Source organism: Kutzneria sp. NPDC052558 (genome assembly GCF_044547355.1).
GTDB lineage: Bacteria > Actinomycetota > Actinomycetes > Mycobacteriales > Pseudonocardiaceae > Kutzneria.
Genome location: NZ_JBIUAG010000027.1, coordinates 1 through 26,542 on the forward strand (window position 1 = coordinate 1; position 26,542 = coordinate 26,542).

Genomic DNA, 26,542 nt, shown 5'->3' on the forward strand with positions numbered 1-26,542 from the left:
ATCGGCCAAAGCTGGCAGAAGCGCCGCCCCCGCAAGCGCTGACCACCCGTCGGCGCTTGGCTGACCACCCGTCGGCGCTTGGAAGGGGGCTTTCCTCCACTCCGAGTGGAGGAAAGCCCCCTTCCAAGCGTCGATGGCACGACGGGGCTTTCAGGCGAGGGCCTGCGTCGGTGGCAGCCGCGCCGCACGCATCGCCGGGTATGCCCCGGCGACCGCCCCGACCAGCGCGGATATCGCGACGCCGCCCAGAAGGGCCTGGGGTGGCAGGATCGCCGGCCAGCCCTGGGACAGGGCGTAGCCGGAGGTCACCAGCACCCCGATGGTCACGCCGGCCAGCCCGCCGAGACCGGACAGCAGCACCGATTCGGCCAGGAACTGGCCCCGGATCTGACGTCTGGTCGCGCCGAGGGCCCGCCGCAGGCCGATCTCGCGGCGGCGCTCCAGCACGGAGATGACCATGGTGTTGGCCACCCCGACCCCGCCGACCAGCAGCGCGATCCCGCCGAGCCCGAGGAACAGGGCGCTGTAGGTGTCCTGGGTCAGCGCCTGCGCCTCCAGCAGCTCCGACGGCCGCTGCACGGCGACCCCGAGCGGCGACTGCGGGTTGATCGTCGCGCCCAGCACCGCCCGCACGCCGGCGACCGCGGCTTCGGCCGCCTTGACGTAGACAGTTGTGGGATGGCCGTCGAAGCCGAGCAGCGCCTTGGCGGCGGCCTTGCCCACCAGCGCCGCCCGCTCGATCTCCGGCGCCAGCGGCATCGAATCGAGCACGCCGACCACGGTGAACCACTGCCCGCCCAGGAAGACCTGGGTCGGCCGGCTCGGGTCCACGTGGTCGATGCCCAGCCGGCTGGCGGCGACCGCCCCGAGCACCACCACCGGGAAGTTCTGGTTGGCGTTGCTGAGGAACGAGCCGCTGTGCAGGTGTCCGCCGATCACGGCCAGCAGGTCGGTGTCGGCGGTCAGCACCGACACCCCGGACGTCTCCTCCGGCGAGATCTTGTCCGAGCGGCGGATCGTCACGTTCGGCGCCAGCCCGGTGGCGGCGGCCCCGAGCACCGGGCCGATCCGCTTGACCATGGCCACGGCGTCCTCAGGCAGCTGCGCCTTACCGCCGGTCAGCGATTGCCCCTGGGTGGCGGTGAGCAGATTCGGCCCCAGCGCGGCGAGTTTGTCGTGCAGGGCCTGGGCGCTGGAGGCCGGCACGGCCAGCACGGCGACCATCGCGGCGACGCCGATGGCGATGCCCAGCGCCGACAGCACCGCCCGCATCGGCCGCGTGCGCATGCCGTGCGCGCCGAGGGTGAGGACGTCGTTCGTGGAGAGCCGGGACGACTCGGGGAGAGTGGTCACCGGGGCACCGCCAGGCCGGTGTCGAGCTGGATCCGCCCGTCCAGGACCTCGATCCGGCGCGGCATGCCGGCGGCGATCTCCCGGTCGTGCGTGATCACCACGATCGACGTGCCGTCGGCGCTGAGCTCGGCCAGCAGGCCCAGCACGGCCGCCCCGGTGGCGGTGTCCAGGTTGCCGGTCGGCTCGTCGGCCAGCAGGATCGACGGCTCGTTGACCACCGCCCGCGCGATCGCCACCCGCTGCCGTTCGCCGCCGGACAGCTCGCTCGGGAAGTGCTCGGCCCGATGCCCCAGGCGAACCCGCTCCAGCGCGGCCAGCGCCTTGGCCCGGCGCTTGCGTCTGGGCACGCCGGCGTAGAGCAGCCCGGTGCAGACGTTGTCGACCGCGCTGACCCCCTCGCTGAGGAAGAACTGTTGGAACACAAAGCCGATCCACGCCGAACGCAGCGCCGACAGCCGGCGGTCCGACAGTGTCGCCACGTCGTGGCCGCGGATCTCGATCCGGCCGCTGGTCGGCTGGTCCAGCGTGCCCATCAGCTGGAGCAGCGTCGACTTGCCCGAGCCGGAGGGGCCGACCACGCCGGCCATCTCACCCTCCTTAATGGACAGTGACACATCGCGAAGCGCTTGCACGCCACCGGGATAGGTGCGCGAGACCCGATCCACCAGCAGCACCGGGGTCACGAGGTCGTCACCACCGTCATGCCGGCCGCCAGCCCGGGGCCGGCGATCTCGACCTGGCCGTTGGCGAACAGGCCGGTCTTGACCGGCACCAGGCGCCGCTGGCCGTTCTGCTCAACCTCGACGGCGTAGCCGCCCTCGGCCAGCGCCAGCAGCGCCCCGACTGGCGCCACCAGCACATCCTTGTGCACCTCCTTGACGAAGTGCACGGTCACCGGGGCCGTGTCCAGGTCGCCGGCGGCGCGGGGATCGTCCAGCGAGATCGTCACCGGCACGGTCGTCTTGCCGTTGGGCTGGCCGTTGGCGTCCTTGCCGGGCGTGGCGGCGCGGCCCACGTCGACCACCTTGCCGGCGCCGCTCGCCCCGTTCACGTCCACCTTGACCTGGTCGCCGACCTTGGCCAGGCCCTGCTTGGCCACGTCCAGCTGCACGGTGACCACCCGGCCGGTGCCGGTGACCTTCAGCACCGGGCCGGCGGCCGGGCCGCCGAGCTGGCCGGTCAGCGTCGAGACCCGGACCGGGCCGGCGGCCAGCACCACGTCGCCGGGGCTGAAGGCGCCGGTCTGCGGCAGTCCCCGCGCCTGCTGGAACCTCTTCAGCGCCGACGCGGTCGCCGCCGTGAACTTCTTGTCCGGCGTGCCGAAGTCGTTGTAGCCCAACGCCTTGAGGTTCTCCTCCAGCTGCTGCACGTCCGGCCCGTCGGTCGCCCCGACCGCCAGGTCCCGGTAGAACGGCAGCCGGCCGTAGAACAGCGGCACCGGGGCGGCGTCCACGCCGTACACCGACTGCCCCTGGGTGATCACGTTGCCGACCGCCGGCAGCGAGGTGATCGTCCCCGGCTTGCGCCCGGTGACGTCCGACTCCCCGCCGTAGCCGAGCGTGCCGTCGACGTCCTCCTGCGCGCTGAGATCGGTCTTGGTCACGGTCGCGGTGGCGACCGCCGGGGGCGGGGCCGGCGGCGTGTGCGCCTCGGACGCCTGAGCCAGCGCCACCACCACCCCGGTGCCCAGCACCACCACCAACACCGTCGCGCCGCCCACCACCCGGGCCCGGCGACCACGCCTCTTCTGCTCGGACCGGGTCATCGCAGAATCGACCCGCAGGCCTTGCCGGCGGCGTCGAGCTTCGCGTCGCCCGAGCCGCCCATCGGCAGGGTGATGGCCTCGCCCGGCTTCGGGTCGGGCATGTCGACGCCGTGGTCGCGCATGCACTTGGCGTACTTCAGCATCTGGTCGCGCACCTGCGGGTCGTCCGGGCCGGGGCCGCTGCCGGTGGGCTCGACCGACTTGCAGGCCTGCTCGGCCGGCGCGAACTTGGGGTCGTTCGGATTGATGCCGGCCACCTCGTCGCCGCTGGGGTCGGCCATGTCGTACCCGTGGTCACGCATGCACTTCGCGTACTTGCGGTACTGGTCGAGCTCGGCCGCCTTGTCCTGCTTGCCGCCCGGCTTGGGCACGGCGCTGCTGGTCGGGTTGGGCGAGGACAGCGAGGCCACGCCGTCGCCGTTGTTGTTGGCGCCACCGCAGCCGGCCAGCAGCAGCGCGATCGCCGCGCCACTGAGCAACATTGCCGATTTCCGCATGACACTCCCTCGGGATTGGTTCCTGACGGAGTCAAGAAGTACCGATCGAGTGATCCGGACCCGATAAGCTCGGACGTTTATCCGGCGCTTATCCGAGGGCTTCTAGCATCGGGACGTGCGTGTGCTGGTGGTGGAGGACGAGCGGCTGCTGGCCGACTCGATCGCCGAGGGACTGCGCCGCTTCGCGATGGCGGTGGACGTCTGCTACGACGGCGAGTCCGCGCTGGAGCGGATCGGCGTGCACGACTACGACGTCGTCGTGTTGGACCGGGACCTGCCCGACGTGTCCGGCGACGAGGTGTGCGCGGCCGTGATCGCGGCCGGCGGCGAGATCCGGGTGCTCATGGTCACCGCCGCCGGCGACGTCTCCGACCGGGTCGAGGGGCTCGGCCTCGGGGCCGACGACTACCTCACCAAGCCGTTCGCGTTCAGCGAGCTGGTGGCCCGGGTGCAGGCGCTGGCCCGGCGGGCCCGGCCGGCGCTGCCGCCGGTGCTGGCCGGCCACGGCGTCGTGCTCGACCTGCCCCGGCACCAGGCCTCCCGCGACGGCCGGTTCCTTCCCTTGTCCCCCAAGGAGTTCGCGGTGCTCCAGGTGCTGATGCGGGCGGAGGGCGCGGTGGTCAGCGTGGAATCGCTGTTGGAGAAGGCCTGGGACGAGCACGCCGATCCGTTCACCAACGCGGTGCGGATGGCCGTGATGACGTTGCGCCGCAAGCTCGGCGACCCGCCGCTGATCGAGACCGTGTCCGGCGCCGGCTACCGGTTCGGCGCATGAGGCCGCTGTCGGTGCGGGCCCGGCTGACCGCCCTGTACGGCGGGATGTTCGTGCTGTCCGGGATCGTGCTGCTGGTCATCGTCTACCTGTTGGTGAGCCAGACCCTGCCCTCGGCCACCACCTTCGCCGACTCCGCCGACTACCAGCAGACGGAGGTGTTGGACACCAAGGTGGCCGCGGTGCCCGGGGTGCTGGCCGACACCGACAGCTTGGGCGTGGTCCCGGCGCTGGCCGCGTACCGCTCGTCCACGCTCACCACGTTGCTGGTCCAGTCCGGGGCCGCGCTGCTGATCACCGCGGCGCTGGCGGTGGGGCTCGGCTGGTTCGTCGCGCGGCGGATCCTGCGGCCGCTGCACGAGATCACCGCCACCGCGCGCCGGCTCGGCGCCCAGGACCTCGGTCGCCGGATCAAGCTGACCGGACCCGATGACGAGCTCAAGGAGCTGGCCGACACCTTCGACGGCATGCTCGACCGGCTGTCCGGATCCTTCGACAGCCAGCGGAGGTTCGTCGCCAACGCCTCCCACGAGCTGCGCACACCCCTTGCCCTGCAACGGACTCTGATTGAGGTCGCGCTGCTCGGCGACGATGTTCCCGAGGCGACACGGACTCTCGGCACCCGGCTGCTGGACGCCAACACCCGGACCGAACGCGTGCTGGAAGGTCTGCTCGTGCTGGCCCGCAGCGACCGGGGCCTGGCCGACCGCGTGCCGGTGCGGCTCGATCACCTGGTGGAGACGGTCGCCGAGGGCTTTCCCGGCGTCGAGGTCGTGGCCTCGCCGCGCACGGTCGCCGGCGATCCGGTGCTGCTGGAACGCCTGGTGGCCAACCTGATCGACAACGCCGTCACCTACAACCGCCCCGGCGGCTGGGTCCGGGTCGAGGTCGCCGACGCGCCGGCCCTGGTCGTGCGTAACACCGGGCCGGTGGTCGATCCGTCCATTGTGGACACCCTGTTCGAGCCTTTCCATCGAGGTTCTGGGGATCGGACCGACAATGCCCACTCCGGCCTCGGCCTGTCCATCGTGCGTTCGGTCGCGTCCGCCCATGGCGGCCAGGCGTCCGCCCGGGCCCGCGCCGACGGCGGCCTGGAGGTCACCGTGCTGCTGCCGTGAGCACCTTGCCCGGGTCGGCCAGCGCCTTCGGGTCGACCTCCTTGCCGATCAGGGCCTTGATCGGGTCGACCACGTCCCACACGTTCACGTTCATGCCGGCCAGGACCCGGTTCTCCTTGAGCCAGAAGGCGATGAACTCGCGGCGGTCCCGGTCGCCGCGGAAGACCACCTCGTCGTAGCCGCCCGGCTCCACGTGGCCGACGTACTCCATGCCCAGGTCGTACTGGTCGGTGAAGAAGTAGGGCAGCTCCTGGTGGCTGGCCTCGCGGCCGAGCATGGTGGCGGCCGCGGTGGCCGGCTGGCGCAGCGCGTTGGCCCAGTGCTCGACCCGGATGTGCTTGCCCAGCAAGGGATGGAACGCGTTGGCGACATCGCCGGCGGCCACGATGTCCGGGTCGCAGGTGCGCAGCGCGGCGTCCACGATGATCCCGTTGTCCACGTGCAGGCCGGCCCGCTGGGCCAGTTGGGCGTTGGGGCACGCGCCGACGCCGACCACCACCATGTCGGCCGTGATCTCCGTGCCGTCGGCCAGCGTCACGCCCCTGGCGCTGATGCCGTCGACACTCGCCCCGAAGCGGAAGTCCACGCCGTGCTCACGGTGCAGGTCGGCGAAGACCGTCGCCACCTCGCGGCCCAGCACCCGCAACAGCGGCAGCTCCGCCGACTCCACCACCGTGACGTCGACGCCGGCCTGCCGGGCCGCCGCCGCCACTTCCAGGCCGATCCAGCCCGCGCCGACCACCACCAGCCGCTTCGAGTGCCGGAAGGCGTCCCTGATCGACTCCGAGTCCTCGATCCGGCGCAGGTAGTGCACTCCCGGCGCGTCCGCGCCCGGGATCGGCGGCTTGCGGGGGCTCGCGCCGGTGGCCAGCAGCAGCTTGTCGTAGCGGTGCGAGCTGCCGTCGGCCAGGTCCACCCGGTGGGCCTCCCGGTCCAGTCGGCTCACCCCGATGCCCAGCGCCAGCTCCACCTGGTGGTCGGTGTACCAGGCCGCCGAGTGGACCGTCATGCTGTCCCGGTCCGCCTTGCCCGTCAGGTGGTCCTTGGACAGCGCCGGGCGTTCGTAGGGGAGGTGCAGCTCGTCGCCGATCAGCGTGATCCGCCCCGGGAAGCCCTGCTCCCGCAGCGCCTGCGCCGCCTTCGCGCCGGCCAGCCCGGCGCCGACGATCACGAACCTCTGGTCTGCCACGGCGCCGCTCCCTGCCGCTCGGTTTCGCCAACAAATCCTGGCGTTATCGCCGTGAGCGGTCAAGCCTCGCCAGTCGATCGGGTAGTCGCATCGTTTGCGGAAACAACCATGGTCGTTACTGGGTAACGGGACAATTCGGTCGCCGCCGCCCGTTCCCGCTGCTAGCTTGCCGCCGTGGAACCTTTCACGCGCTCCTGGACCGCCCTGCTCGCCGCCGTCGCCGCCCGGCCCGACCGGGACTTCGAGCGCCCCTCCGGCTGCGCCGGCTGGCTCGTCCGGGATCTCGTCTGCCACCTCGTCATCGACGCCCAGGACGTGCTGATCACCCTCGCCACCCCCGCCGCCGGGCCCGCCACCCGCGACGCCGTCTCCTACTGGGACGTCGTCTCCCCGCCCACCGGCGACGATCCCCTCGACGCCCTCACCGTCCGCCTCGCCGCCGCCTACGGCGATCCCGCCCTGCTCAAGTTCCACCTCGACGACGTCGGCTCCGCCGCCGGCCGCGCCGCCGCCCTCGCCGACCCGACCGCCCTCGTCGGCACCCGCGACCAGGTCCTCACCGCCGGCGACTACCTCACCGCCTACGTCATGGAATGGACCCTCCACCACCTCGACCTGTCGCCCACCGCCGCCCCGCCCGCCTCCGCCGAGGCCCGCGCCATGCTCGAACAGATCGCCGGCTTCGCCTTCCCCGCCTCCTTCTCCGACGCCGACGCCCTCCGTGTCGGCACCGGCCGCCGCCTCCCCACCCCCGCCGAACACTCCGCCCTCGGCGCACACGCCACGCGACTCCCGCTCCCGCTCGGCTGACAGCGCGTAACGGATGCGGGACCGAGTCGGACCTTCAGCATGGAATGCGTCGTCGTGCTGGGGAGGCAGTCGTGATCACGCCACGCGCCAGGTCGGACCGCTGGGAGGAACTCGCGCTCTCCCTGTTCCTGTTCATCTGCTTCCTGCTGGCCTTTCTCAAGGACCTGTTCCCCGTGCTCGACGAAGGGCTCACCGCGGCGATGTTCGCGGCGATCTTCTTCGTGCTCAAACAGATCCGCGACCTTCGGCTGGATGTCCAGGACGGCGGGCCCGGCGAGGTCTTCTTCGCCACCAACGAGGAGTTCTACAGCTCGGCCCGCGCCGCCGTGCACGCCGCCCGACGCGAGGTCCGCGTGACCTACTTCCGCCAGGTCCCGCCCACCGTCCTGGCCAGCGCCGAGTCGCGTGACTACTTCGCCGAGATCGTCGCCTTCGCCCACCGCAAGGGCACCGTCCGGCGCATCATCGGCGTCCCCAACCAGGCCATGGCCGACTGGTGCGTGGCCCAGGCCGTGCTCGTCGCCGGCAACCCCCGCTACAACGTCCGGGTCATCGAGACCGTGGGCCAGGCCGTCGAGCCCATGAGCGTCTGCCTGATCGACGACGACACCATGTACATGGCCTTCTCCGGCCCCACCGACCAACAGCTCGGCGGCATCCGCGAAGACGCGCCCAAGCTCGTGCACTTCCACCAGAACCGCTTCGATCAGCTCTGGGGAAGCGGCGTCGACTTGCACGATTTCGTCAAGGCCGCAACGGCTGCGGACGATCACTCGTCCTAGCCGGGCCGAGCCGACTGATGACGCGGGCGTCGTCGGACCCGACGCCCGTCACGGAGTGGCGAGGCAAGATCTGCGATATTGAGGTCGTTCTCGGCGTCACGGCGGAGTGAGCGTCCCGGATCACCCGATCGGCCGGGGTGACGGCGAGAGCCCGTCCGGCCGGACTCGGTATGGTCGGTCCTTGCCGATCACGGGGGTGACGGGTGAACCGCTTCGAGGGCGAGGCGAACGGGCCGGTGGTGCAGGCCGCGACGATCCATGGTGGCGTCCACATCCACGGATCGGGGCCGGCGCGGCGGCCGAACGGGTTGCCGGTGCGGGCGGGGCTGTTCCTGAACCGGCGGGACGAGCTGGACGCCTTCGACGGGATGGTGGCGGCGTACCGGGAGGAGCGGCGGTCGCTGGCGTTCGCGATCACGGGGTACGGCGGCGTGGGCAAGACGGCGCTGGCCGTGCACTGGGCGCACGAGGCGAGCGGGAAGTTCCGCGACGGGGTGGTGTACGCCGACCTGGGCGGCTCGGCCGAGACGGGGCCGGTGCCGGTGGGGGTGGTGCTGGCGATCCTGCTGCGACAGCTCGGCGTGGAGCGGATCCCCAAGTCGGACGAGGAGAAGCTGGCGGCCTACCGGGCGCGGACGGCGGACAGCGAGCTGCTGGTGGTGCTGGACGACGCGGCGACGATGGCCCAGGTGACGGCGGCGCGGCCGTCCTCGCCGCGGAGCATGGTGCTGGTGACATGCCGGCAGAAGCTCACCGGCTTCGGCTACAACGAAATCGAGTCCACGCGGCTGGACCCGCTGGCCGAAGACGTGGCCACCGACCTGGTGTCCCGGCTGGTGGGGGACGGGCTGAGCCCCGACGATCGACATGAGCTGACGAACCTGGTGGCGGTGTGCGGCGGATTGCCGCTGGCGCTGCGGATCGCGGCGATCCAGCTCCGCGAGAACCCCCGAGGGCTGGTCGCGAGGCTCGGGGCGGAACGGGATCGGCTGGCCTCGCTCGCGGTCGACGAGGAGCGGCTGGTCGACGCCGTGTTCGACGCGGGTTACCTGCGTCTGGACGAGGAAACGGCCCGCGCGTATCGGCTGCTGGCGCTGTGGGACGGCCCGAGCTTTGACGTGGCCGCGGCGGCGGCGCTGCTGGATCGTGATCCAGAGACCGCGGAAACCCTTCTGCGCCAACTGGTTCGGGTCTATCTGCTCGGCGTCGAGGACGGCCGGTACGGGTTCCACAGCCTGATTCGCCTGCACGGCAGGGATCGCGCCGAGCAGGCGGAGTCGGTCGACGACCGCCGGGCGGCGATGGGCCGGATGGTGCGGCACTTCCGCGACTACTGGATCGCCCGGGACAAGGCGCTGTCCGCTAGGCCGCGGGCCTGCGAGGACGTGTACGCCGAGATTCCCGTTGTGCACGAAGGGGATTCGGCGGCGGCGCTGGCCGATCTGGAACGGGAGCGGGAGAACCTGCTGGCGGCGGTGCTGGTCGCCAAGCGGTGGGGATTCGACGACTACGCCTGGCACATGGGGGTGGCGTCGTTCCCGTTCTACTTCCAGCGCGGCCACTACGAGGACTGGATCAGCACGCACGAGGTGGCGCTGGAGGCGGCCGTCGGCCAGGACCGGGCGTTGATCCAGCTGCACAACCAGCTGGGCACGGCGCATTTCGAGCTGGACGAGAACGTCAAGGCGCTCAAGCAGTACCAGCTGAGCCTGGACCTGGCGGTCAAGATCGGCGACCCGATGGGGCAGCAGACCAACTGGGAGTGGCTCGGCTTCATCTGGGAACGCCGCGAGCAGTACGAGAAGGCGTTGCACAGCTCCGACATGAGCCGGGCCCTGGTCGCCCGGTGGCCGGCGAACAAGCAACCCCGCGCCTTCGCCCTCTACAACATGAACAGCGGGCGGGTGTTGGTCGAGGCCGGACGGCTGGACGAGGCGCTGCCCCGGCTCGCCGAGGCGAAGCGGTTCTTCCTCGCTGGCAACGACGTCGTCAACGTGGCCAAGACCGACTACAGCATCGGCAAGGCCTACGGGTTGCTCGGGCGGGCGGCGGAGGCGGTCGAGCTGCTCGAACCGGCGCTTGCGGTGCTGACCGAGCAGGGATCGTTGGCCTGGCAGGAATCCCTGCACGAGAGCCTGGCCGAGGCCTACCGCCAACTCGGTCGCGACGAGGACGCGGACCGGCACCACGCCGAGAAGCAGCGGCTGAACCAGGAGCTCACGCAGCGTCGAGACGCCGTAAGGCGACTCTACGGCTGATCGCCCCGGCGGCGACCCGCACCTCGTCGATTCCCTTACCCAGCAACGAATAGGCCACCGAAGCGGCGAGCGCGGTGTCGACGGCGGCGTCCGGCACGAGGTCGATCCGGTCGCCGTCACGGGTCCGGATCCGGCAAACGCCGTCGGGGCCGCCGGCGGCGGCCAGGGCGATCGCCGGATGCTCGACGATCACCGCGCGCAGCCAGCCTTCCGGGTCATGGTCGACGTCCCCGACGATCACGTCGGCCGCGCCGAGCATGCGTCGGCCGGGATGGTCGATGTGCACGACCAGATGCCCGGAGTTGGCGCGCAGCTCGGCCGGGTAGCGGGTGATCGTCACCGTGCCGTCGGCGAGCACGCAGTCCACGGCCAGCGCGGTCGGCACCGGGGCGGGGGACAGGCCGTCGGTCGGCAGCGGGTGCACCGGCGGCTCGACGACCGGCTCGGCCAGGTCCATGATCGAGTAGCAGAGCCGGCGCAGCCGTTCCAATGCCTCGTGCGGCGCGGACGTGACCATGTCCGACACGGCCGCGAAGGCGCCCGGCCGGTGCTCTGCGACGGCCCGGTCGATCTGGGATCGCAGCGGCCGATCCCGGTGCAGGCGTGGGGCGAGGCCGCCGAGCACATCGACTGGCGAGGCCGGGGCGACATCCCCGGCCGGGAACGAACCGAGCAGCGTCGGGCGGTCCAAAGCGGCGCCATATGCCGTAGTGGAGCCATGATCGCCGATAACGCAGTCGGCGGCGATCAAGGCCGCGCGCCAACCCTCGGTGTCCGGCACCAGAATCAGGCCGGCCCGCAGGCAATCCGACAGCCAGGTCCTGACCTGCCACGGCCCGTGGCCGTGCCAGATGTTGGGGTGCACGATGGCGACGACCCGGTAGGAGTCGACCGGCAGCTCGGCCAGCAGCCGCCGGGGCAGCTCCGGCCAGTCACCGAGCAGGGAATGCCGCCACCACGTGGAGTTCAGCGCGATGACGGTGTGGTCGTCGGTCGCGCCGAGGGCCCGGCGGTACTCCGCCCGGTGCGACAGGCTGGCCAGGATCCGGTCATAGCAGGGATCCCCGGCGACCACGCCGGTGTGCGCCGCGGCCGGGACCGCGGCCGTGAGCCGTGCCAGCTGCTCGTCGTGCGAGAGGACCAGGGCGGTGGCGATGGGGCGGCCGTCGTAGAGCAGCCATTGCGGGGACAGGCCGAACACCTGCCGGCCCTCGGACTCCGGACCCCGGTACTCCGATTTCCGATTTCCGATTTCCGATTTCCGATTTCCTGGCGATTGTTTAGTATAGCCCATTCCGTGGGACAACACGACAATGGGCGCCTCGATTTCCGTCAGGCCGCCGTGATTGGCGGTGACGGCCAGGTCGAACCGGGTCTGCAGGGCCTGCGGCCACGGGATGACGATCATGCCGAGCCGGTCCAGCAGCTCCGACAGCCCGTGGTGGAAGGGATCGGAGCCGTTCCACGAGAACACCACCTGCACCCGCGGGTCGCTGTCGAACACGGCCACCGCGTCGAGCAGCCGGGTCGCCGCGGTGACGTTGTGCGCGACCACCAGCACCTGCCGCCGGACGCTGACCGTGTTCCAGTGCGGCGTCTGGATGCCCACCGGCGCCTTGACCCACACCGACTCCACCCCTTCGCCGAAACTGCTGGTGGGAGCACCGTAGCCGATCATCGCCGGTGCCTGGGCGGCGAGGAAGGCATGGATGGCCTCGCGATGGTCGAAACGGCGTCGCACCAGGTCCCGGCCGGCGTCGCGCAGCCGCCGCCGGGTCGGCTCGTCGGCCCGCAGCGCCCGCCGGATCGCGGCCGCCAGCCGCGCCGGATCGCCCGGCGGGGCGGTGTAGCCGGTGACGCCGTCGAGAACCTGCTCGGCCAGGCCGCCGGCGGTGGTCGAGACCACCGGCCCCGCCCCGGCCAGGAACGACTCCACCGGGATCCGGCCGAACGGCTCGACCCGCGACGGCACGACCACCGCCCGCAGCCGGGGATGCGTGAGCAGCCCTCGCACCTCCGGCCCGAACCGGTCGATCACCGTGGCGTCGATTCCCAGGCGCGCCACCCTTTCCCGGAGCTGCCGCTGATACGGGGTGGGGGTGTCCCGCTCGGTGGTGGCGGCCAGCACCAGATGCGGGAAACCTTGCGTGCGAAGGATTTCCACCGCGTCGAGCAGGTCGTCGAATCCCTTGTACGGCTCGGCGCGGCCCATCGCCAGCACGAACGGCGGCAGCGTCGCGGTGGTGGGCATCGGCCGGTCCTCGTCGACAAGGCCGTCGCGCAGGTCGATCATCGCCGCCGCCGGCACGCCGTACTCCGTGCGCAGATGCCTTCGCATGTAACCGGAAATGGCCGCGATGCGACCGCCGTGCTCGGCGGCGCGGGCCATCGCCGCCCGCTCCCAGGCGATTCGCTCCCGATCCCACGGCGTGTGCAGAGCACCGCTGGATCGCGGCACCAACACCAGACGCCGCACCAGCGGCGGCGGCAACACCGTCGCCAGCCCGAGGAAGGGAACGTCGAAAGCCAGCACCAGCAACGGATCCGGCACCTCGTTGTGCAGAATCCGCCCGGCGTCCTCGGCCAGCCGCCGGAAGTTGGCCAGCTCGCCCCACCGGTCCAGGCCGTCGGTTCCGTTGTCCACCGGGAAAACCTCGGCCCGACGCAGCCGTGCGCGCACGTCCCGGTGCCAGTCCTCCTGGCGTTCGGGATTGGCCTTGCTCAGGCGCACCGGCAACACGACCAGCCGGATGTCGGCCGGCAGCGTGTCCACCAGAACGTCGAGAAAGGCGCGGTTGGCGTAGCCGGCCCCGGTCCCGCAGCCGTAGAAGCCGTCGTGGATGGCCAGCACGACCGTGCCGGTCACACCGGTCCCGCGCGCAGGCCGGCGATGAGCGTGCCGATGGTGCCGGCGACCACCGTCTCCGGTGGCCGGCCGCCGATCATGCCGTTGCCGATGATCGTGGCCAGGCCCTGGATCGTGGCCAGCACCGCCATGCTCACCCGCTCCAGGTCGTCGGCGATCTCCCCGGCCCGCACCGCGTCCTCGATCATCCGCTGCGGGGCCGCGAACGCCTGCTCGTTGGCCGCGCGCAGCTCGGGCGAGGACGCCGTGTCCTTGCGCGCGAACAGCAGGCCCAGCAGCACCGGGTGCGCGGTGGCGAAGTCGACGTAGGCGTGCGCGAAGGCCAGCAGCCGCTCGTCGAAGCCGCCGTGCTCGCACGCCGCCAACCGAGCCTCGATCAGTTCGCCCAGCTCGTCGAGCCCGCGCACGGCCAGCGCGTCCAGCAGCGCCTGCTTGTCGGCGAAGTGCCGCTGCGGGGCCCCGTGGCTGACGCCGATCTCGCGGGCCAGCTCACGCAGCGACAGGCCGGCCGAGCCGGTCTCCTCGATGCGCTTCTGGGCCAGGTCGAGCAGTTCCGCGCGCAGGCTGCCGTGGTGATAGGGGCTGGATTTCGGGGGCACGAACCACCTTCCCATGGATCGACTGCGGCGGCCGGACAGACTACCTCACACGCCGACCGTCAGGGGCTCGGTGAGCTCATGATCCCCTCGACGCCACCGAGCTCGCGGCCCGTGCCGGAGGCCTTGAAGCCGCCGTAGGGGGCGCGTCGAAGTCGAAATCGACCGCGGTGTTCACCGTCTGCGAGCCGGCGCGGACCCGCAGCGCCCGGTCCACTCACGTGGGCGGCAACCAATTCCGCCCCAAGTGCAGGTGACCGGGTGGCAGACGGGAGGCGAAAGGTGTCAACCGTCGCCAGGTGCGCCCGTTCGGCCTGTTGAGCCGGGCCCGTGGGTGCCCAAACGATGGAGGCGTATTTCCCTGCGACCTTTGGAGTGCGGCCATGGCCGAGACGATGACCAAGCGGCGGGCGTTTTCCGTCGCGTTCACCCTGCTGGCTTTCGCGGCGTCGACGGTGGCCTTGGCCCCGTCCGCCGCCGCCGCTCCGCCCAACATTCCGAGCAAGGCCACCGCCCAGTCCGAGCTCAATGCCTTGACCGTGGCGGCCGAGGGCTCCATGACCGGCTATTCCCGTGACCGCTTCCCCCACTGGATCACCATTTCCGGCACCTGCGACACCCGGGAGACCGTCCTCAAGCGCGACGGCACCGGCGTCACCGTCAACAGCGCCTGCTCCGCCACTTCCGGCAGCTGGTACAGCCCTTATGACGGCGCCACCTGGACCGCCGCCTCCGACGTCGACATCGATCATGTCGTCCCGCTGGCCGAGGCCTGGCGCTCCGGCGCCTCCGGCTGGACCGACAGCAAGCGCCAGTCCTACGCCAACGATCTGACCGATCCCCAGCTCATCGCCGTCACCGACAACGTCAACCAGTCCAAGGGCGACCAGGACCCCTCCACCTGGCAGCCCTCCCGCACCGCCTACCGCTGCACCTACGCCGAGATGTGGATCAAGGTCAAGTCCGTCTGGGGCCTGTCCCTCCAGTCCGCCGAGAAGTCCGCCCTCCAAACCATGCTCAACGGCTGCTGACCCTCCCTCGGGCCGGTTCCCCCTTCGGAGCCGGCCCGCCCGGAGGACCTCCCGCCCTCGCCGTGGAAGCGCTTGTCGGGCAACGGTTCCGCTAGCCCGCTTGTCGCCACCCCTGGTCTCGGTCGTCGCCGTTGGCGAACTCCGGCAGTCCCGCCTTGATCCGCACTTCCCAGCGACTGTGGTGGATCAACCGATGACAGGCGCTGCACAGCAACACCAGATTGTCCAGACTGGTCGGCCCTCCCTCAGCCCATTCCACCACGTGATGCGCGTGGCATTGCCGAGGTTTCCTTCCACATCCCGGAAACGCGCACCCCTTGTCTCGGATGATCAGTGCTCTGCGTATCGCGTTGGGGATTGTCCGGCTGGCCCGTCCGATGTCGAGCACCTCGGACCTGGCCCCCAGCACCACCCGCAGGATCGTGCTGTCACAGGCGATCCTGCGCACCGAGGCGGCGTTGAGCGGCCCCATGCCCGCCAGGTCGGCGGTGCCCCGCTGCTCCTGAAAGTCCTTCCACGACATGGTGAGGGCGATGTGCGGCTTCTCCCCACCCTCCTCGGGCAGGTCCTTGCACCCCGCCGCCAACTCGAGGATCTCCACCAGCGCGTCACCCTGCCGCTCCGCAGTCGTGCGCGTGTCCTCAGCCGACGTCGGCTTGGCCAACGGACTGATCAACGCCTCCAACAACGCCAGGCTCTCCAGGTCGAGGAACCCGTCGATGTCCCCGCCGTTGCGGCGCTTGCGGATGGTCAACGCCCGCTTGGGCTGGGCCGACTCCCGGTCATCAGGCGCTTTCCCGTCCTGATCCAGCAACACCAGGATCCGCTGCGCGACATCCTTGAACTGGCCGAGGTCGAGCGTCGCCGCGTACCGCACCAACGCCGCCTCGACCTTCTCCCGGTCCGGCTCCGGCGCCTCAGCGAGCGTCTTGTCCATGACGACCAGATGCTGCCTGCTCAGCAACGCCTCGGCCGCCACCTCCCGGACCGCCTCCCGCTGAAACAACTCCGCGTGCCGCACCAGCTCCCGGGCCTCACCCCGGGTGATCTCCCACTCCACCGTCAGATCCGCGACCAGCGCCGCCCGATCGTCCTTGGTCCGGTTGGTGCGGTTCCACAGCTCCCGCACATCCTCGACCTGCCCCAGGTAGTCGGCCTTACGCCGCCGCTCCCGCCTCTTCCCGTCACTGCGCAGCGCTCCATCGCTCAGCCGCCACCTCTCGGCGTCGACTGGCAATTCCGGGTTCGCTGACATACCCCCATCTTACCACCCATTCGACGCCAATCTCCTTGCCCAGCAATGATTACCCGATCGTGTCCACCCTGAAGATTCCTTCAGGAAAGCGCTTTCCAACCTAGCAACGCGCCCACCCCCCAAACGGCAAGCAAACAACCAAAGCCACCCCCCTCCCACGTCCCAAGCCCTCTGTAAACCGCACCCCCACCCTCCTGCCACCGCGCCACGAACCCCGCCCCTCACCTGACTCGCCGCCCCCACCCCCAAACCGCAAGCAAACAACCAAAGCCACCCCCGTCTCACGTCCCAAGCCCTCTGTAAACCGCACCCCCACCCTCCTGCCACCGCGCCACGAACCCCACCCCCCACCTGACTCGCGGCACCCCAGCCAGACACAGCAAGGGCTAAAGCATCGGCCCCAGCGGGCCATGGGCCGAGCGATGGCAGGAGGGCAACCCTGGCGGCCGGACCACATGAAAGTGTCGGGAGCAGCCGATCAGCGCGAGAGGCGCTTGGCGCTGCCACATGTGGCGAAAAGGGCAGGGTTAGACGTGAGGGTTCGTCGGCATCGCCTACCCACCCCCACCTCCACCCCGCACCAGCGACTGTGTCCCCCGGGGAAGCGCCCCTGCATTCCCCAACTGCCGGGTGATGGCGTCCCTCAGCGCCCGGACGGCTCGTGACGGCTCGACGTCTTGGCGGTAGGCGAGGCGGACGACGCGGCTGAGGCCGGGGTCGGCGAAGCGGGTGACGCGGAAGCGGTTTTGGACGACGGTGCTGGGGACGACGGCGATGCCGATGCCAGCGCGGACGAATTCGAGGACGGCGTCCATCTCGCCGCCTTCGATGGCGAAGGAGGGCTCGAAGCCTTCGGCGCGGCAGGCGTTGACGGTGGCGTCGCGGAGGTCGTAGCCGCGGCGGAACATGACCAGTGGCTTGTCGCGAAGGTCGGAGATGCGGATCCGCGCCCGGCGCACGGGGGCGGGGCGGTCCAGGGCGGAGATGACGACGAGTTCTTCGATGAGCAGCGGCAGGGTGGACAGGCGGCTCTCGTCGCGCAGTCGGGAGTCGACGATGATGGCCAGGTCCAGGCCGCCTTCGGACAATTCGGTCTGGAGGTCGCGGGAGCCGCTCTCGTGCACTGTGAGCTCGATCCCAGGGTAGGCGGAGCGGAAGCCGGCGAGCATGGCGGGCAGCAGGCCGGTGCAGAGGCTGGGGGTGGCGCCGAGGCGCACCCGGCCGCGGCCCAGTTCGTCCAGTTCGCGTACGGCCTGGTACGCGGACTCGGCTTCGGCGAGGATGCGCCGCGCGAACGGGAGCAGGGTTTCGCCGGCCTCGGTCAGGGACAGGTTTCCTCGTATGCGGTGGAAAAGCTCGGCTCCGACGTCGCGTTCGAGGGCTCGAACCTGTTGCGACAGGGAGGGCTGGGCGACGCGCATCTGCTCGGCGGCCCGGGTGAAGTGCCGGGTGTCGGCGACGGCGACGAAGTAGGCGAGCTGGTGAAGCTGCACGCCCCCATCATAGGCACAGCCTCTGGTGACCAGACCAAACTTCTGTTTGCCCTCTGATGGGCGCCCTCCTAGCGTCGATGCCGTGTCCACCGAGCTTGCTGCACGACAAGCACCACCACGAAAACGGACCTCCGTCGGCCGGTTCTGGGCGTCGACGATCGGCAAGAAGACCGTCATGGCGGTCACCGGCCTGGCCCTGGTGGCCTTCCTCTTCGCCCACATGCTGGGCAACCTGAAGGTTTTCCTGGGACCGGCGGCCCTCAACGAGTACGCGGCCTGGCTGCGCACGATCGGGGAGCCGGCGGTGCCCTACGGGGTGTTCCTGTGGATCATGCGCGTCGGCCTGATCGTGGCGGTGGTGCTGCACATCACCGCGGCGGCGCAACTGTCCATTCGAGACAGAAGGGCCCGGCCGGTGCGGTACGTGCACGGCCAGCGGGCCAGGGCCGGCTTCGTCACCAGCACGATGCGGTGGGGCGGCGCGACGCTGGCGGTCTACGTGGTCTGGCACATCCTCGATCTGACGGTGGGGGTGGCCAACCGGGACTTCGTGGACGGCGATCCCTACCACAACATCCAGGCCGACTTCGGCGTGTGGTGGGTGAACGTGATCTATATCGTGGCCCTGCTGATGCTGGGCCTGCATCTCAACCACGGCTTCTGGAGCGCGGCCCGGACGCTCGGGGTGGCCGGCAACGCGGTCCGCACCGTCGGCACGGTGGTGGCCGTGGTGATCACGGGCGGCTTCCTGGCCGTCCCGATCGGCGTGATGACCGGATTGGTGGCCTGACCATGATCGAGCACACCGTCGGCGAGGCGATCCGCGACACCAGGGCGCCGGCCGTCCCGCTGGAGAAGCGTTGGGATGAAAGGAAGTTCACGGCCAAACTGGTGAACCCGGCCAACCGCCGCAAGCACCGGGTGATCGTCGTGGGCACGGGGCTGGCTGGCGCGTCGGCCGGCGCGACGCTGGCCGAGCAGGGTTACCACGTGGTGCAGTTCTGCTTCCAGGACTCCCCGCGCCGGGCCCACTCGGTGGCGGCGCAGGGCGGCATCAATGCGGCCAAGAACTACCGCAACGACGGCGACTCCGCCTACCGCCTGTTCTACGACACGGTGAAGGGCGGCGACTTCCGCTCCCGGGAGTCCAATGTGTACCGGCTGGCGGAGATCTCCACCCAGATCATCGACCAGGCGGTGGCCCAGGGCGTGCCGTTCGCCCGCGAGTACGGCGGCCTGCTCGACACCCGCTCCTTCGGCGGGGTCCAGGTCCAGCGCACGTTCTACGCCCGCGGCCAGACCGGCCAGCAGCTGCTGCTCGGGGCCTATCAAGCGCTGTCGCGGCAGATCGGGGCGGGCGCGGTCGAGATGCACCCGCGCACGGAGATGCTGGACCTGATCGTGGTGGAAGGCCAGGCCCGCGGCATCGTGGCCCGAGACCTGATCACGGGGGAGATCACCACCCATCTCGCCGACGCCGTCGTGCTGGCTACCGGCGGCTACGGCAACGTGTTCTACCTGTCCACCAACGCCAAGGGCTCCAACGCGAGCGCGATCTGGCGGGCCCACCGCCGCGGCGCGTACTTCGCCAACCCGTGCTTCACCCAGATCCACCCCACCTGCGTTCCCCGCTCCGGCGACCACCAGTCGAAGCTGACTCTGATGAGCGAGTCGCTGCGCAACGACGGCCGCATCTGGGTGCCGAAACGGCGCGGCGACACCCGGTCGCCGGACCAGATTCCCGAGGACGAAAGGGACTACTACCTGGAGCGGATGTACCCGAGCTTCGGCAACCTGGTGCCGCGGGACATCGCCTCCCGGGCGGCGAAGAACGTCTGCGACGCCGGCCAGGGCGTCGGGCCCGGCGGGCTGGGCGTGTACCTCGACTTCGCCGACGCCATCGAACGCCTTGGCCGCAAAGCGATCGAGGACCGTTACGGCAACCTGTTCGACATGTACCAGCGGATCACCGCCGAGGATCCGTACCGGATGCCGATGCGCATCTACCCGGCGATCCACTACACCATGGGCGGCCTGTGGGTGGACTACGACCTTCAGAGCACAATACCCGGCCTGTTTGTCATCGGGGAAGCCAACTTCTCCGACCACGGGGCCAACCGGCTCGGGGCGTCGGCGCTGATGCAGGGCCTGGCCGACGGCTACTTCGTGCTGCCGACCACCCTCAACCACTACATCGCCGCCACCGCGCTCGATCCCGTACCCCCAACACATCCAGCCGTCGCCACCACAGAAACCGAGGTGCGGCAACGGATCGACCGCCTGCTGTCGGTGAACGGCACGCGGACCGTGGACTCGTTCCACCGCGAGCTGGGCCTGCTGATGTGGGACCACTGCGGCATGTCCCGCAATGAAGCCGGCCTGCGCAAGGCGCTCGACCGGATCCCCGAGCTGCGGGCCGAGTTCTGGCAATCGGTGCGGGTGCCCGGCGAGGGCGAGGAACTCAACCAGGAGCTGGAGAAGGCCAACCGGGTGGCGGACTTCCTGGAGCTGGCCGAGCTGATGCTGCTGGACGCGTTGCTGCGTGAGGAGTCCTGCGGCGGCCACTTCCGCGAGGAGCACCAGACCGCCGACGGCGAGGCCCGCCGGGACGACGCCGGCTTCAGCCACGTCGCCGCGTGGGAGCACGGCGAGAGGCCCGTGCTGCACAAGGAAAACCTGACCTTCGAACACGTTCACCCCACCCAGCGGAGCTACACGTGAAGATCACCGTGCGCATCTGGCGCCAGTCTGGGCCGAGCGACCGCGGCCGGATGGTGTCCTACCCGGTCGACGAGATCAGTCCGGACATGTCCTTCCTGGAGATGCTGGACGTGCTCAACCAGGACCTGATCACCCGGGGCGAGACGCCGGTGGCCTTCGACCACGACTGCCGGGAGGGCATCTGCGGCTCCTGCGGCGTGGTGATCAACGGCCGGGCCCACGGCCCGGAGCGGACCACCAGCTGCCAGCTGCACATGCGGGCCTTCCGCGACGGCGACGTCATCGACGTGGAACCGTGGCGGGCCAAGGGGTTTCCGGTGGTCAAGGACCTGGTGGTGGACCGGTCGGCGTTCGACCGGATCATCCAGGCCGGCGGCTACGTCACCGCCCCGACCGGCAGCGCCCCCGACGCGCACGCCACGCCGGTGCCCAAACCCGACGCCGACCTCGCCTTCGACAACGCCACCTGCATCGGCTGCGGTGCCTGCGTCGCGGCCTGCCCCAACGGGTCGGCGATGCTGTTCACCTCGGCGAAAGTCAGCCACCTCAACGTGTTGCCGCAGGGGCAGCCCGAGCGGGAGCGGCGGGTGCTGGACATGGTCGCGGCGATGGACGACGAGGGCTTCGGCGGCTGCACCAACACCGGCGAGTGCGTCGCCTCGTGTCCCAAGGGCATCCCGTTCGCCAGCATCGCCAAACTCAACCGGGAGTTCCTGCGGGCCTCACGCTGAGCGGGCCGCCTTGTCGGCGCGCCGCTTGATCAGGTAAGTCAGCACCAGCCCGCCGAGCAGGGCGGCCACCAGCCCCCACAGCGCGATGCCGCTCAGCCAGGTCTCCACCACCTTGCCCACGTAGTGGATGAGCGCGGCGGTGCCGGTGGCCCACACGATGCCGCCGAGCGCGTTGGCGATCAGAAAGCGTTGGTACGGCATCTTGAGCGCACCGGCCAGCGGGCCGGCCAGGATGCGCAGCAGCAGGATGAACCGGCCGAAGAACACCGCCCACATGCCCCACCGGTCGAAGGCCCGCTCGGCCGCCGCGATGTGGCCGGGTCCGAAGTGGCGCGGGAACTTTCGGCCGGCCCAGGCGAACAGCGGACGCCCGCCGCGACGGCCGATGGTGTAGCCGATCGAGTCCCCGATGATCGCGCCCGCGCTCGCGCAGGCCGCCACGATGCCCCACTGCACCTGGGCGTACGGCTGCAACGTCAGCAGCGTCGCCCCGACCAACGCGAACTCGCCGGGCATGGGAATGCCCAGGCTCTCGATCATGATGATCAGGCCGACCGAGACGTACACCGCCAGCGGCGGCACGGTCATGATCCAGTTACTGATCCAGTCGCCCATGAGACCCCCTTGGGGCCGATTGTGCCGTAGCGGCGGTGGTGATCGCCGACAGCGCTGAGGGTTCGCTGAGAAACGCACCGTGACAGCCGCGCTCGTTACGTCGGGAACGCCACATCGCCGATGCTGAGCCGAACAGTCGAGCAATAGAGGGCAAACGGAGTACAAGCCCACCCTGAGTGGTGCTCACAAGCCGTGTTCGCCGGGAAGATCGACACCGTCAAGCAGGCCGGGCACATCCGCAACACCACCGAGTTCCTCAACCGGCTCAAGACCCGCAACGGCGAGAACTCGCGCTTCCTGTTCGGCAACCGGTGGGCCAACTTCCACACCCGGCTGGGCAACGCCCTGGGCAAGGCCAATCCGAAGTCGCCTCACATCCGCATGCTGCGCCTGCCCTATCCGGTCGGCCGGAGCCGGTTCGGGCCGCTGCAGCGGGTGGTCCGGGTCAGCAACGGCAAGAAGGGGATGCACGGTTCACCGTGGTACAAATAGGAATGGACGAGTGGGTGGACGGCGTGCTGGCCCGCGCCCGGCAGGCCTACGGCGACCTCCAACACCCCGATGACGGATTCTTCGCCCTGGCGTTGGCCGAGCAGCCCTGGCGGCCCGTCGTCGACCGGCTGCGCGAGTTCCTGACGGTCGAGGAGTGGACCGACCGTGAGGACGGGGTCAGCTTCTCGTATGTCCTGGCGCGGCCTCGCCGCCGGCGCGAGCCCGCTGGCCCGGTGTGGGCGCTGTGGCTGTCGGCCGTCGGCCCGTACGGGCTGCTCGGCTACGGCGCGGCCGGCTCGGAGCTGGCTCGGGAGGAGGTGCGGATCGCCCCGTTCCCGGACGGGCCGCCGGAGCAGTACCGGCTGTTCGACGTCCTGCTGGCGGCCGGGGTCGAGCTGCTCAGCGCCGAGCAGGTGGAGCTGAGCGTGCCCGAGTTCCGCCCCTTCCGCGCCGAGCCGGACGCTGTGCCGCCGCCGATGTTCGTGCTGCTGTTCGGCGACGAGGACGCGCCTTGGCGGCACGCTTGGTGAGGTTCACGGGGCTCCGGCCGCTGACCGGGCAGAGCCAGACCGAGGTGGTGCTGGCCGAGCTCGGCCCCGGCGACCTGTGCAACGCCGAGGTGTTCCGGCTCGAACCCGAGCTGCCGCTCGCGGTCGATCCCGGGCACGGCTACGCCCTGCTCACCGACCTGCTCTCGTGGCCGGGCGGGTGCACCGCGGCCACCACGCTGATGACGATGGACCTCCACACGGCTGAGGTCCGGGCGACCGCCCGTTGACGGTGATGAGGGTGGCTCCGTGGGCGATCCGGGAATTCCCGGGTCGCCCACGGCGTCGTTGTGAACCAGGTCACACCGGCGCACGCTACTGACCACGTGTACATTAGTGGTGTGGCGACGGCGAAGCGGGTGCGGGATCCCGAGGCCAAGCGGGCGGCGATCGTGGCCGCGGCGCGGGAGGTGTTCGCCGAGCACGGGTACGACAAGGCCACCATCCGGCAGATCGCGCAGCGGGCCGGGGTCACGCACGGGCTGGTGGTGCTGCACTTCGAGACCAAGGCGAAGCTGTTCGTGGCCGCGGTGCCCGCGCAGCACATGGCCGACCGGGTGGCCGGCGACCTGGAGGGACTGCCCGAGCGGGTGGCCCGTGTCTTCGTCGAACGTATGGTGAACGCGGACAGCAGCCACCCGTTCGTGGCCCTGGTCCGCGGCGCGGCCGCCGACCAGGACGACGCCAAGCAGCTGCTGCGCGCCATGCGCGACAACGCGGACCGGATCTATGGAGACATCCTCGACTCCGACGACATCGCGGCCCGGGTCGACATGCTCGGCTCGCTGTTCATAGGCGTCGCCTACAGCCGTCACGTGCTGGCCGACACTCCGATCGCGGCCATGACGGCCGACGAGCTCACCGGCTACATGACCTGTGCCATCAGGGCAATCCTATTGGGGCACAACACTATCTGAACACTGGGGACAACACCATGAGCAAGCACATCGTGTTTGCCGTGCCGCCCGGGCACGGCCATGTGAACCCGACTCTGCCGCTGGTTGAGCAGCTGGTGGCCCGCGGCCACCGGATCACCTACCTGACCGCGATCGACATGAAGGCCAAGGTGGAGGCGGTCGGCGCGGCCCACATCGAGATGCCGTGGCACCGGCCGCAGCGCCCGGGTGGCCAGGCCTTCACGTTCTCCATCGAGATGTTCGCCGGCATGCTGGCGCTGATGCGGGAGCAGGCCGTGCAGGCGCTGCCGGCCCTGCTGGAGCATTTCCGCCAGGACCGCCCGGACGTCATCCTCTACGACAGCTTCTCCGCGGTCGGAGCGATGTTAGCGGCCGAGTTGGACGTGCCGCTGGTCAGGCTGATGCCCAGCATGGCCTTCAACGACCACTACACCATTCGCGACGCCATGGTGCTCGGCGGCGTGCCCGCGGGTGAGGAGCTCGACAAGAGCATGGCCGCGTTCGGCGAGGCGCAGGCGACGTTCCAGGCGTCGGTCGGCGAGCCGGTGCTCAACCTGGTGTTCGTGCCGCGGGAATTCCAGATCGCCGGGGACAGCTTCGACGGCAGCTACCGTTTCCTGGGCCCCTCGGTGGGTTCCCGGGCCGACAGCCAGGGCTGGCGGCCGCCGGCCGACGGCTCGCCGGTGCTGTTCATCTCGCTGGGCACCGCGTTCAACGACCGGCCCGACTTCTTCGACCAGTGCATCGAGGCCTTCGGCGACAGCCGCTGGCACGTGGTGATGTCGGTGGGGGACAAGGTGGAACTGCCCGAGGCGCCGGCGAACTTCGAGGTGGCGCCGAGCTTCCCGCAGCCGGCGGTGCTGGCCGCGGCCACCGTGTTCCTGTCCCACACCGGCATGAACTCCACCCTCGAGTCGCTGTACTACGGGGTGCCGCTGGTGTCGGTGCCGCAGATGTTCGAGCAGACGGTCAACGGCCGGCGCGCGGTGGAGCTGGGCCTGGGCCGCCAGCTCGACCCGGAGGCGCTGTCCGCGCAGCTGCTGCGGGACACCGTCGAGCAGGTGGCCGCCGACCCGGTGATCCGCGCCAACGTCACCAAGATCGGCGAACAGCTGCGGGCGGTCGACGGCGCCGCGCTGGGCGCGGACGCCATCGAGGAACTGCTGGCCCGCTGAGGGAAACGGCCCCACCACGCCGTGGTGGGGCCGTCCTGTCACAGCTTGGGCTGGCCGATCAGGCTCAGGTCGGCGTCGAACAGCGGGAATCCCGTTGTGTTGGGCCGCAACTGCGGGGCGGCCGGGGTCGCCGGCAGGCCGGCCCAGCGGCGCACCGTGGCCGTCGCCGTGGCGGCCTGGTCGGCCGGCAGCTGGGCGATCCGCGCGCCGTGGTTGCCGCCGGCCACGACGTACCGGGACGAGTCGTGCCGGCTGGGCACGAACGGCTCGGCGCCCCACGGGTCGTTTCCGCCGTACACGAACAGGAACTGCGAGCCCTGGGTCTTCACCCACCAGTCGATGTCGGCCATCGCGAACGGCTGGAACGGCGGCACCTGCACCGACTTCGGCACGAAGGTCCGCGGCGCGTCCGCGCCCGGGTAGCGCAGCAGGTCGCGCAGGTAGCCGTCGTACGCCTCAGGGGCGTTCAGCTGGACCGCGGCCTGGTAGTAGTACGGGATGAACGGGACCAGGCCCTGGTCGGAGTAGCCGTTGAGGCTGTCCACCTTCTCGAACCAGGCGTAGACCTGGTCGGCCGGCGCGCCGACCTTCGGCACCGTCGCGCAGTCGGCCTGCTTCTGGTACTGCCAGAAGGCGAAGTAGGAGTCGATCACCGAGATCTCCAGCGACTTGTCGGCCGAGCCGACGATGTCGAAGGTGTAGCCGTTCTTGGCGATGTCCTTGGCGGCGATCGCCCCGAGCTCGTCCCGGCGCCGCAACGCGTCCCGCTGCAACGCCTTGAGGTTGTCGCGGCAGGCCGGGTCGTCGCCGACCTTGGCCAGGAACCGGTTGTAGCTGCCGTTCTGCACGACCTCGTTCGGCGCGACGTAGGGAATCGTCCCGTCCACGTCGTTCGGGAAGAACCGCCGGAAGTAGGTGGCGGTCATGCCGCCCTTGCTGCCGCCGGTGGCCAGCCACTTGCCGGGGTAGATCGCCTTGAACGCCTGCACGGCCCGGTGCTCGTCGGCCGCCGCCTGCCAGATGGTCAGCTGTTGCGACCAGTTCTCGGGATCGGGCCGCGAGGGCAGGAAGTACCGGTACTCCATGGACAGCTGGTTGCCGTTGACGATCTGCGTCGGCTCCGAGCGGTTGGGCGTCAGGGAGACGTTGTAGCCGCTGGTGAACGCCACCGTCGGGGCCGAGAAGTCCCGGTGCAGCAAGGTGAACCGCTGCTGGAAGGTGCCCTTGTCCGGATGCCTGTGGTCGGCCGGCTGAGTGAAGGTCAGTTCGAAGAACCGGAACCCGGCCGGGGCCGGATCCTCCTTCACCACGGTCAGGCCGGGAATGTGGTGCAGCGCTTGCACGATGTCGCCCGGCTCCGCCGCCTGCGCGGCCGGCGCCAGCCCGGCGATCGTCGCCATCGATAACAGGCCGATCGAGACGGCCCTGGCCATTCTCCCCATAACGCTCCTCCAGGACGAGCTGTCACGACGACTAGACACGGTCCACCCCCGGGCGTCAACAATCCTTTGGTCGCAAAGACCCCGCCCTTTACCGATGTCCACAATGGATGTTCGGC

At 70.3% G+C, this 26,542-nt stretch carries 25 protein-coding genes; 14 read left to right on the forward strand and 11 right to left on the reverse strand.

The features are described from left to right. Positions 1 to 150: 150 nt before the first annotated feature. From ACIG5F_RS36205 to ACIG5F_RS36220, 4 genes are all read right to left on the reverse strand, one after another. Positions 151 to 1,287 (reverse strand): ABC transporter permease, encoded by a 1,137-nt coding sequence (locus tag ACIG5F_RS36205; protein ID WP_396524622.1) that lies wholly within the window; start codon positions 1,285 to 1,287, stop codon positions 151 to 153. 62 nt (positions 1,288 to 1,349) lie between these two features. Continuing rightward, positions 1,350 to 2,036 (reverse strand): ABC transporter ATP-binding protein, encoded by a 687-nt coding sequence (locus ACIG5F_RS36210; protein WP_396524494.1) that lies wholly within the window; start codon positions 2,034 to 2,036, stop codon positions 1,350 to 1,352. Continuing rightward, the gene (locus ACIG5F_RS36215) at positions 2,033 to 3,118 is read right to left on the reverse strand and encodes a peptidoglycan-binding protein (RefSeq protein WP_396524495.1); all 1,086 of its coding nucleotides are present in this window, start codon (positions 3,116 to 3,118) and stop codon (positions 2,033 to 2,035) included. The genes ACIG5F_RS36210 and ACIG5F_RS36215 overlap by 4 nt, the downstream gene beginning before the upstream one ends. Beyond that, on the reverse strand, positions 3,115 to 3,615 hold the full coding sequence (locus tag ACIG5F_RS36220) for a hypothetical protein (protein ID WP_396524496.1): 501 nt from the start codon (positions 3,613 to 3,615) through the stop codon (positions 3,115 to 3,117). Before ACIG5F_RS36220 ends, ACIG5F_RS36215 begins: the two co-directional genes overlap by 4 nt. A 115-nt stretch (positions 3,616 to 3,730) precedes the next feature. On the opposite strand from ACIG5F_RS36220, the gene ACIG5F_RS36225 reads away from it, so the two are divergent. Continuing rightward, positions 3,731 to 4,390: a response regulator transcription factor gene (locus ACIG5F_RS36225; RefSeq protein WP_396524497.1), complete on the forward strand. Its 660-nt coding sequence runs from the start codon at positions 3,731 to 3,733 to the stop codon at positions 4,388 to 4,390. Next, entirely contained in the window at positions 4,387 to 5,505 is a 1,119-nt protein-coding gene (locus ACIG5F_RS36230) for a sensor histidine kinase (RefSeq protein WP_396524499.1), read from the forward strand. Before ACIG5F_RS36225 ends, ACIG5F_RS36230 begins: the two co-directional genes overlap by 4 nt. Here ACIG5F_RS36230 and ACIG5F_RS36235 read toward each other — a convergent pair. After that, positions 5,486 to 6,694, reverse strand: coding sequence for an NAD(P)/FAD-dependent oxidoreductase (locus ACIG5F_RS36235; RefSeq protein WP_396524500.1), 1,209 nt, complete (start codon positions 6,692 to 6,694; stop codon positions 5,486 to 5,488). The genes ACIG5F_RS36230 and ACIG5F_RS36235 overlap by 20 nt on opposite strands. 174 nt (positions 6,695 to 6,868) lie before the next feature. On the opposite strand from ACIG5F_RS36235, the gene ACIG5F_RS36240 reads away from it, so the two are divergent. The 3 genes from ACIG5F_RS36240 to ACIG5F_RS36250 all read left to right on the forward strand — a co-directional run bounded on the left by ACIG5F_RS36240 (position 6,869) and on the right by ACIG5F_RS36250 (position 10,544). Beyond that, positions 6,869 to 7,504: a maleylpyruvate isomerase N-terminal domain-containing protein gene (locus tag ACIG5F_RS36240; RefSeq protein ID WP_396524502.1), complete on the forward strand. Its 636-nt coding sequence runs from the start codon at positions 6,869 to 6,871 to the stop codon at positions 7,502 to 7,504. A 71-nt stretch (positions 7,505 to 7,575) separates the two neighbouring features. Continuing rightward, positions 7,576 to 8,286: a hypothetical protein gene (locus ACIG5F_RS36245; RefSeq protein ID WP_396524503.1), complete on the forward strand. Its 711-nt coding sequence runs from the start codon at positions 7,576 to 7,578 to the stop codon at positions 8,284 to 8,286. Between the two features lie 203 nt (positions 8,287 to 8,489). Then, positions 8,490 to 10,544: an NB-ARC domain-containing protein gene (locus ACIG5F_RS36250; protein WP_396524504.1), complete on the forward strand. Its 2,055-nt coding sequence runs from the start codon at positions 8,490 to 8,492 to the stop codon at positions 10,542 to 10,544. Here ACIG5F_RS36250 and ACIG5F_RS36255 read toward each other — a convergent pair. After that, positions 10,504 to 13,410, reverse strand: a complete 2,907-nt coding sequence (locus tag ACIG5F_RS36255) for a glycosyltransferase (protein ID WP_396524505.1) — start codon at positions 13,408 to 13,410, stop codon at positions 10,504 to 10,506. The genes ACIG5F_RS36250 and ACIG5F_RS36255 overlap by 41 nt on opposite strands. After that, a complete protein-coding gene (locus ACIG5F_RS36260; RefSeq protein ID WP_396524506.1) occupies positions 13,407 to 14,009 on the reverse strand; it encodes a TetR/AcrR family transcriptional regulator in 603 nt (200 codons plus the stop codon). The genes ACIG5F_RS36255 and ACIG5F_RS36260 overlap by 4 nt, the downstream gene beginning before the upstream one ends. Positions 14,010 to 14,389: 380 nt before the next feature. On the opposite strand from ACIG5F_RS36260, the gene ACIG5F_RS36265 reads away from it, so the two are divergent. Continuing rightward, positions 14,390 to 15,037 carry an HNH endonuclease family protein gene (locus ACIG5F_RS36265; protein ID WP_396524507.1) on the forward strand — a complete coding sequence of 216 codons (648 nt, stop codon included), beginning with the start codon at positions 14,390 to 14,392 and terminating at the stop codon, positions 15,035 to 15,037. 91 nt (positions 15,038 to 15,128) lie between these two features. On the opposite strand, the gene ACIG5F_RS36270 is transcribed toward ACIG5F_RS36265, so the two are convergent. Then, entirely contained in the window at positions 15,129 to 16,292 is a 1,164-nt protein-coding gene (locus tag ACIG5F_RS36270; RefSeq protein WP_396524508.1) for a DUF222 domain-containing protein, read from the reverse strand. A 554-nt stretch (positions 16,293 to 16,846) separates the two neighbouring features. Then, a complete protein-coding gene (locus ACIG5F_RS36275) occupies positions 16,847 to 17,785 on the reverse strand; it encodes a LysR family transcriptional regulator (RefSeq protein ID WP_396524510.1) in 939 nt (312 codons plus the stop codon). An 82-nt stretch (positions 17,786 to 17,867) separates the two neighbouring features. Here ACIG5F_RS36275 and ACIG5F_RS36280 point away from each other — a divergent pair, with 82 nt between their 5' ends. Genes ACIG5F_RS36280 through ACIG5F_RS36290 form a run of 3 tightly spaced genes read left to right on the forward strand, consistent with a single transcriptional unit; the run spans position 17,868 to position 21,237 of the window. Continuing rightward, on the forward strand, positions 17,868 to 18,575 hold the full coding sequence (locus ACIG5F_RS36280) for a succinate dehydrogenase cytochrome b subunit (RefSeq protein WP_396524512.1): 708 nt from the start codon (positions 17,868 to 17,870) through the stop codon (positions 18,573 to 18,575). A gap of 2 nt (positions 18,576 to 18,577) precedes the next feature. Continuing rightward, positions 18,578 to 20,506 (forward strand): fumarate reductase/succinate dehydrogenase flavoprotein subunit, encoded by a 1,929-nt coding sequence (locus ACIG5F_RS36285; RefSeq protein WP_396524513.1) that lies wholly within the window; start codon positions 18,578 to 18,580, stop codon positions 20,504 to 20,506. Next, on the forward strand, positions 20,503 to 21,237 hold the full coding sequence (locus tag ACIG5F_RS36290; protein WP_396524514.1) for a succinate dehydrogenase/fumarate reductase iron-sulfur subunit: 735 nt from the start codon (positions 20,503 to 20,505) through the stop codon (positions 21,235 to 21,237). The genes ACIG5F_RS36285 and ACIG5F_RS36290 overlap by 4 nt, the downstream gene beginning before the upstream one ends. Here ACIG5F_RS36290 and ACIG5F_RS36295 read toward each other — a convergent pair. Further along, on the reverse strand, positions 21,229 to 21,852 hold the full coding sequence (locus ACIG5F_RS36295; RefSeq protein WP_396524516.1) for a DedA family protein: 624 nt from the start codon (positions 21,850 to 21,852) through the stop codon (positions 21,229 to 21,231). The two genes, ACIG5F_RS36290 and ACIG5F_RS36295, sit on opposite strands and share 9 nt — an antisense overlap. A 192-nt stretch (positions 21,853 to 22,044) precedes the next feature. Between ACIG5F_RS36295 and ACIG5F_RS36300 the strand changes: the two genes are divergently transcribed. The 5 genes from ACIG5F_RS36300 to ACIG5F_RS36320 all read left to right on the forward strand — a co-directional run bounded on the left by ACIG5F_RS36300 (position 22,045) and on the right by ACIG5F_RS36320 (position 24,984). Continuing rightward, positions 22,045 to 22,344, forward strand: coding sequence for a hypothetical protein (locus tag ACIG5F_RS36300; protein WP_396524517.1), 300 nt, complete (start codon positions 22,045 to 22,047; stop codon positions 22,342 to 22,344). Between the two features lie 2 nt (positions 22,345 to 22,346). Further along, positions 22,347 to 22,874, forward strand: coding sequence for a hypothetical protein (locus ACIG5F_RS36305; RefSeq protein WP_396524518.1), 528 nt, complete (start codon positions 22,347 to 22,349; stop codon positions 22,872 to 22,874). Further along, a complete protein-coding gene (locus tag ACIG5F_RS36310) occupies positions 22,871 to 23,122 on the forward strand; it encodes a hypothetical protein (protein ID WP_396524519.1) in 252 nt (83 codons plus the stop codon). Before ACIG5F_RS36305 ends, ACIG5F_RS36310 begins: the two co-directional genes overlap by 4 nt. 111 nt (positions 23,123 to 23,233) lie before the next feature. Beyond that, complete coding sequence (locus tag ACIG5F_RS36315) at positions 23,234 to 23,809, forward strand: TetR family transcriptional regulator (protein WP_396524520.1); 576 nt, start codon at positions 23,234 to 23,236, stop codon at positions 23,807 to 23,809. A gap of 17 nt (positions 23,810 to 23,826) precedes the next feature. After that, complete coding sequence (locus ACIG5F_RS36320; protein ID WP_396524521.1) at positions 23,827 to 24,984, forward strand: macrolide family glycosyltransferase; 1,158 nt, start codon at positions 23,827 to 23,829, stop codon at positions 24,982 to 24,984. A gap of 38 nt (positions 24,985 to 25,022) precedes the next feature. Here ACIG5F_RS36320 and ACIG5F_RS36325 read toward each other — a convergent pair whose 3' ends face one another. Next, positions 25,023 to 26,417 carry a S28 family serine protease gene (locus ACIG5F_RS36325; RefSeq protein ID WP_396524523.1) on the reverse strand — a complete coding sequence of 465 codons (1,395 nt, stop codon included), beginning with the start codon at positions 26,415 to 26,417 and terminating at the stop codon, positions 25,023 to 25,025. Between the last annotated feature and the right edge of the window lie 125 nt (positions 26,418 to 26,542).

Bases quoted from the DNA above. Each gene is read 5' to 3' on its own strand.
- ACIG5F_RS36205 (WP_396524622.1), bottom strand. From the start codon at position 1,287: ATGCGCACGCGGCCGATGCGGGCGGTGCTGTCGGCGCTGGGCATCGCC.
- ACIG5F_RS36305 (WP_396524518.1), top strand. From the start codon at position 22,347: ATGGACGAGTGGGTGGACGGCGTGCTGGCCCGCGCCCGGCAGGCCTAC.
- ACIG5F_RS36295 (WP_396524516.1), bottom strand. From the start codon at position 21,852: ATGGGCGACTGGATCAGTAACTGGATCATGACCGTGCCGCCGCTGGCG.
- ACIG5F_RS36230 (WP_396524499.1), top strand. From the start codon at position 4,387: ATGAGGCCGCTGTCGGTGCGGGCCCGGCTGACCGCCCTGTACGGCGGG.
- ACIG5F_RS36265 (WP_396524507.1), top strand. From the start codon at position 14,390: ATGGCCGAGACGATGACCAAGCGGCGGGCGTTTTCCGTCGCGTTCACC.
- ACIG5F_RS36215 (WP_396524495.1), bottom strand. From the start codon at position 3,118: ATGACCCGGTCCGAGCAGAAGAGGCGTGGTCGCCGGGCCCGGGTGGTG.
- ACIG5F_RS36270 (WP_396524508.1), bottom strand. From the start codon at position 16,292: ATGTCAGCGAACCCGGAATTGCCAGTCGACGCCGAGAGGTGGCGGCTG.
- ACIG5F_RS36325 (WP_396524523.1), bottom strand. From the start codon at position 26,417: ATGGCCAGGGCCGTCTCGATCGGCCTGTTATCGATGGCGACGATCGCC.
- ACIG5F_RS36320 (WP_396524521.1), top strand. From the start codon at position 23,827: ATGAGCAAGCACATCGTGTTTGCCGTGCCGCCCGGGCACGGCCATGTG.
- ACIG5F_RS36220 (WP_396524496.1), bottom strand. From the start codon at position 3,615: ATGCGGAAATCGGCAATGTTGCTCAGTGGCGCGGCGATCGCGCTGCTG.
- ACIG5F_RS36285 (WP_396524513.1), top strand. From the start codon at position 18,578: ATGATCGAGCACACCGTCGGCGAGGCGATCCGCGACACCAGGGCGCCG.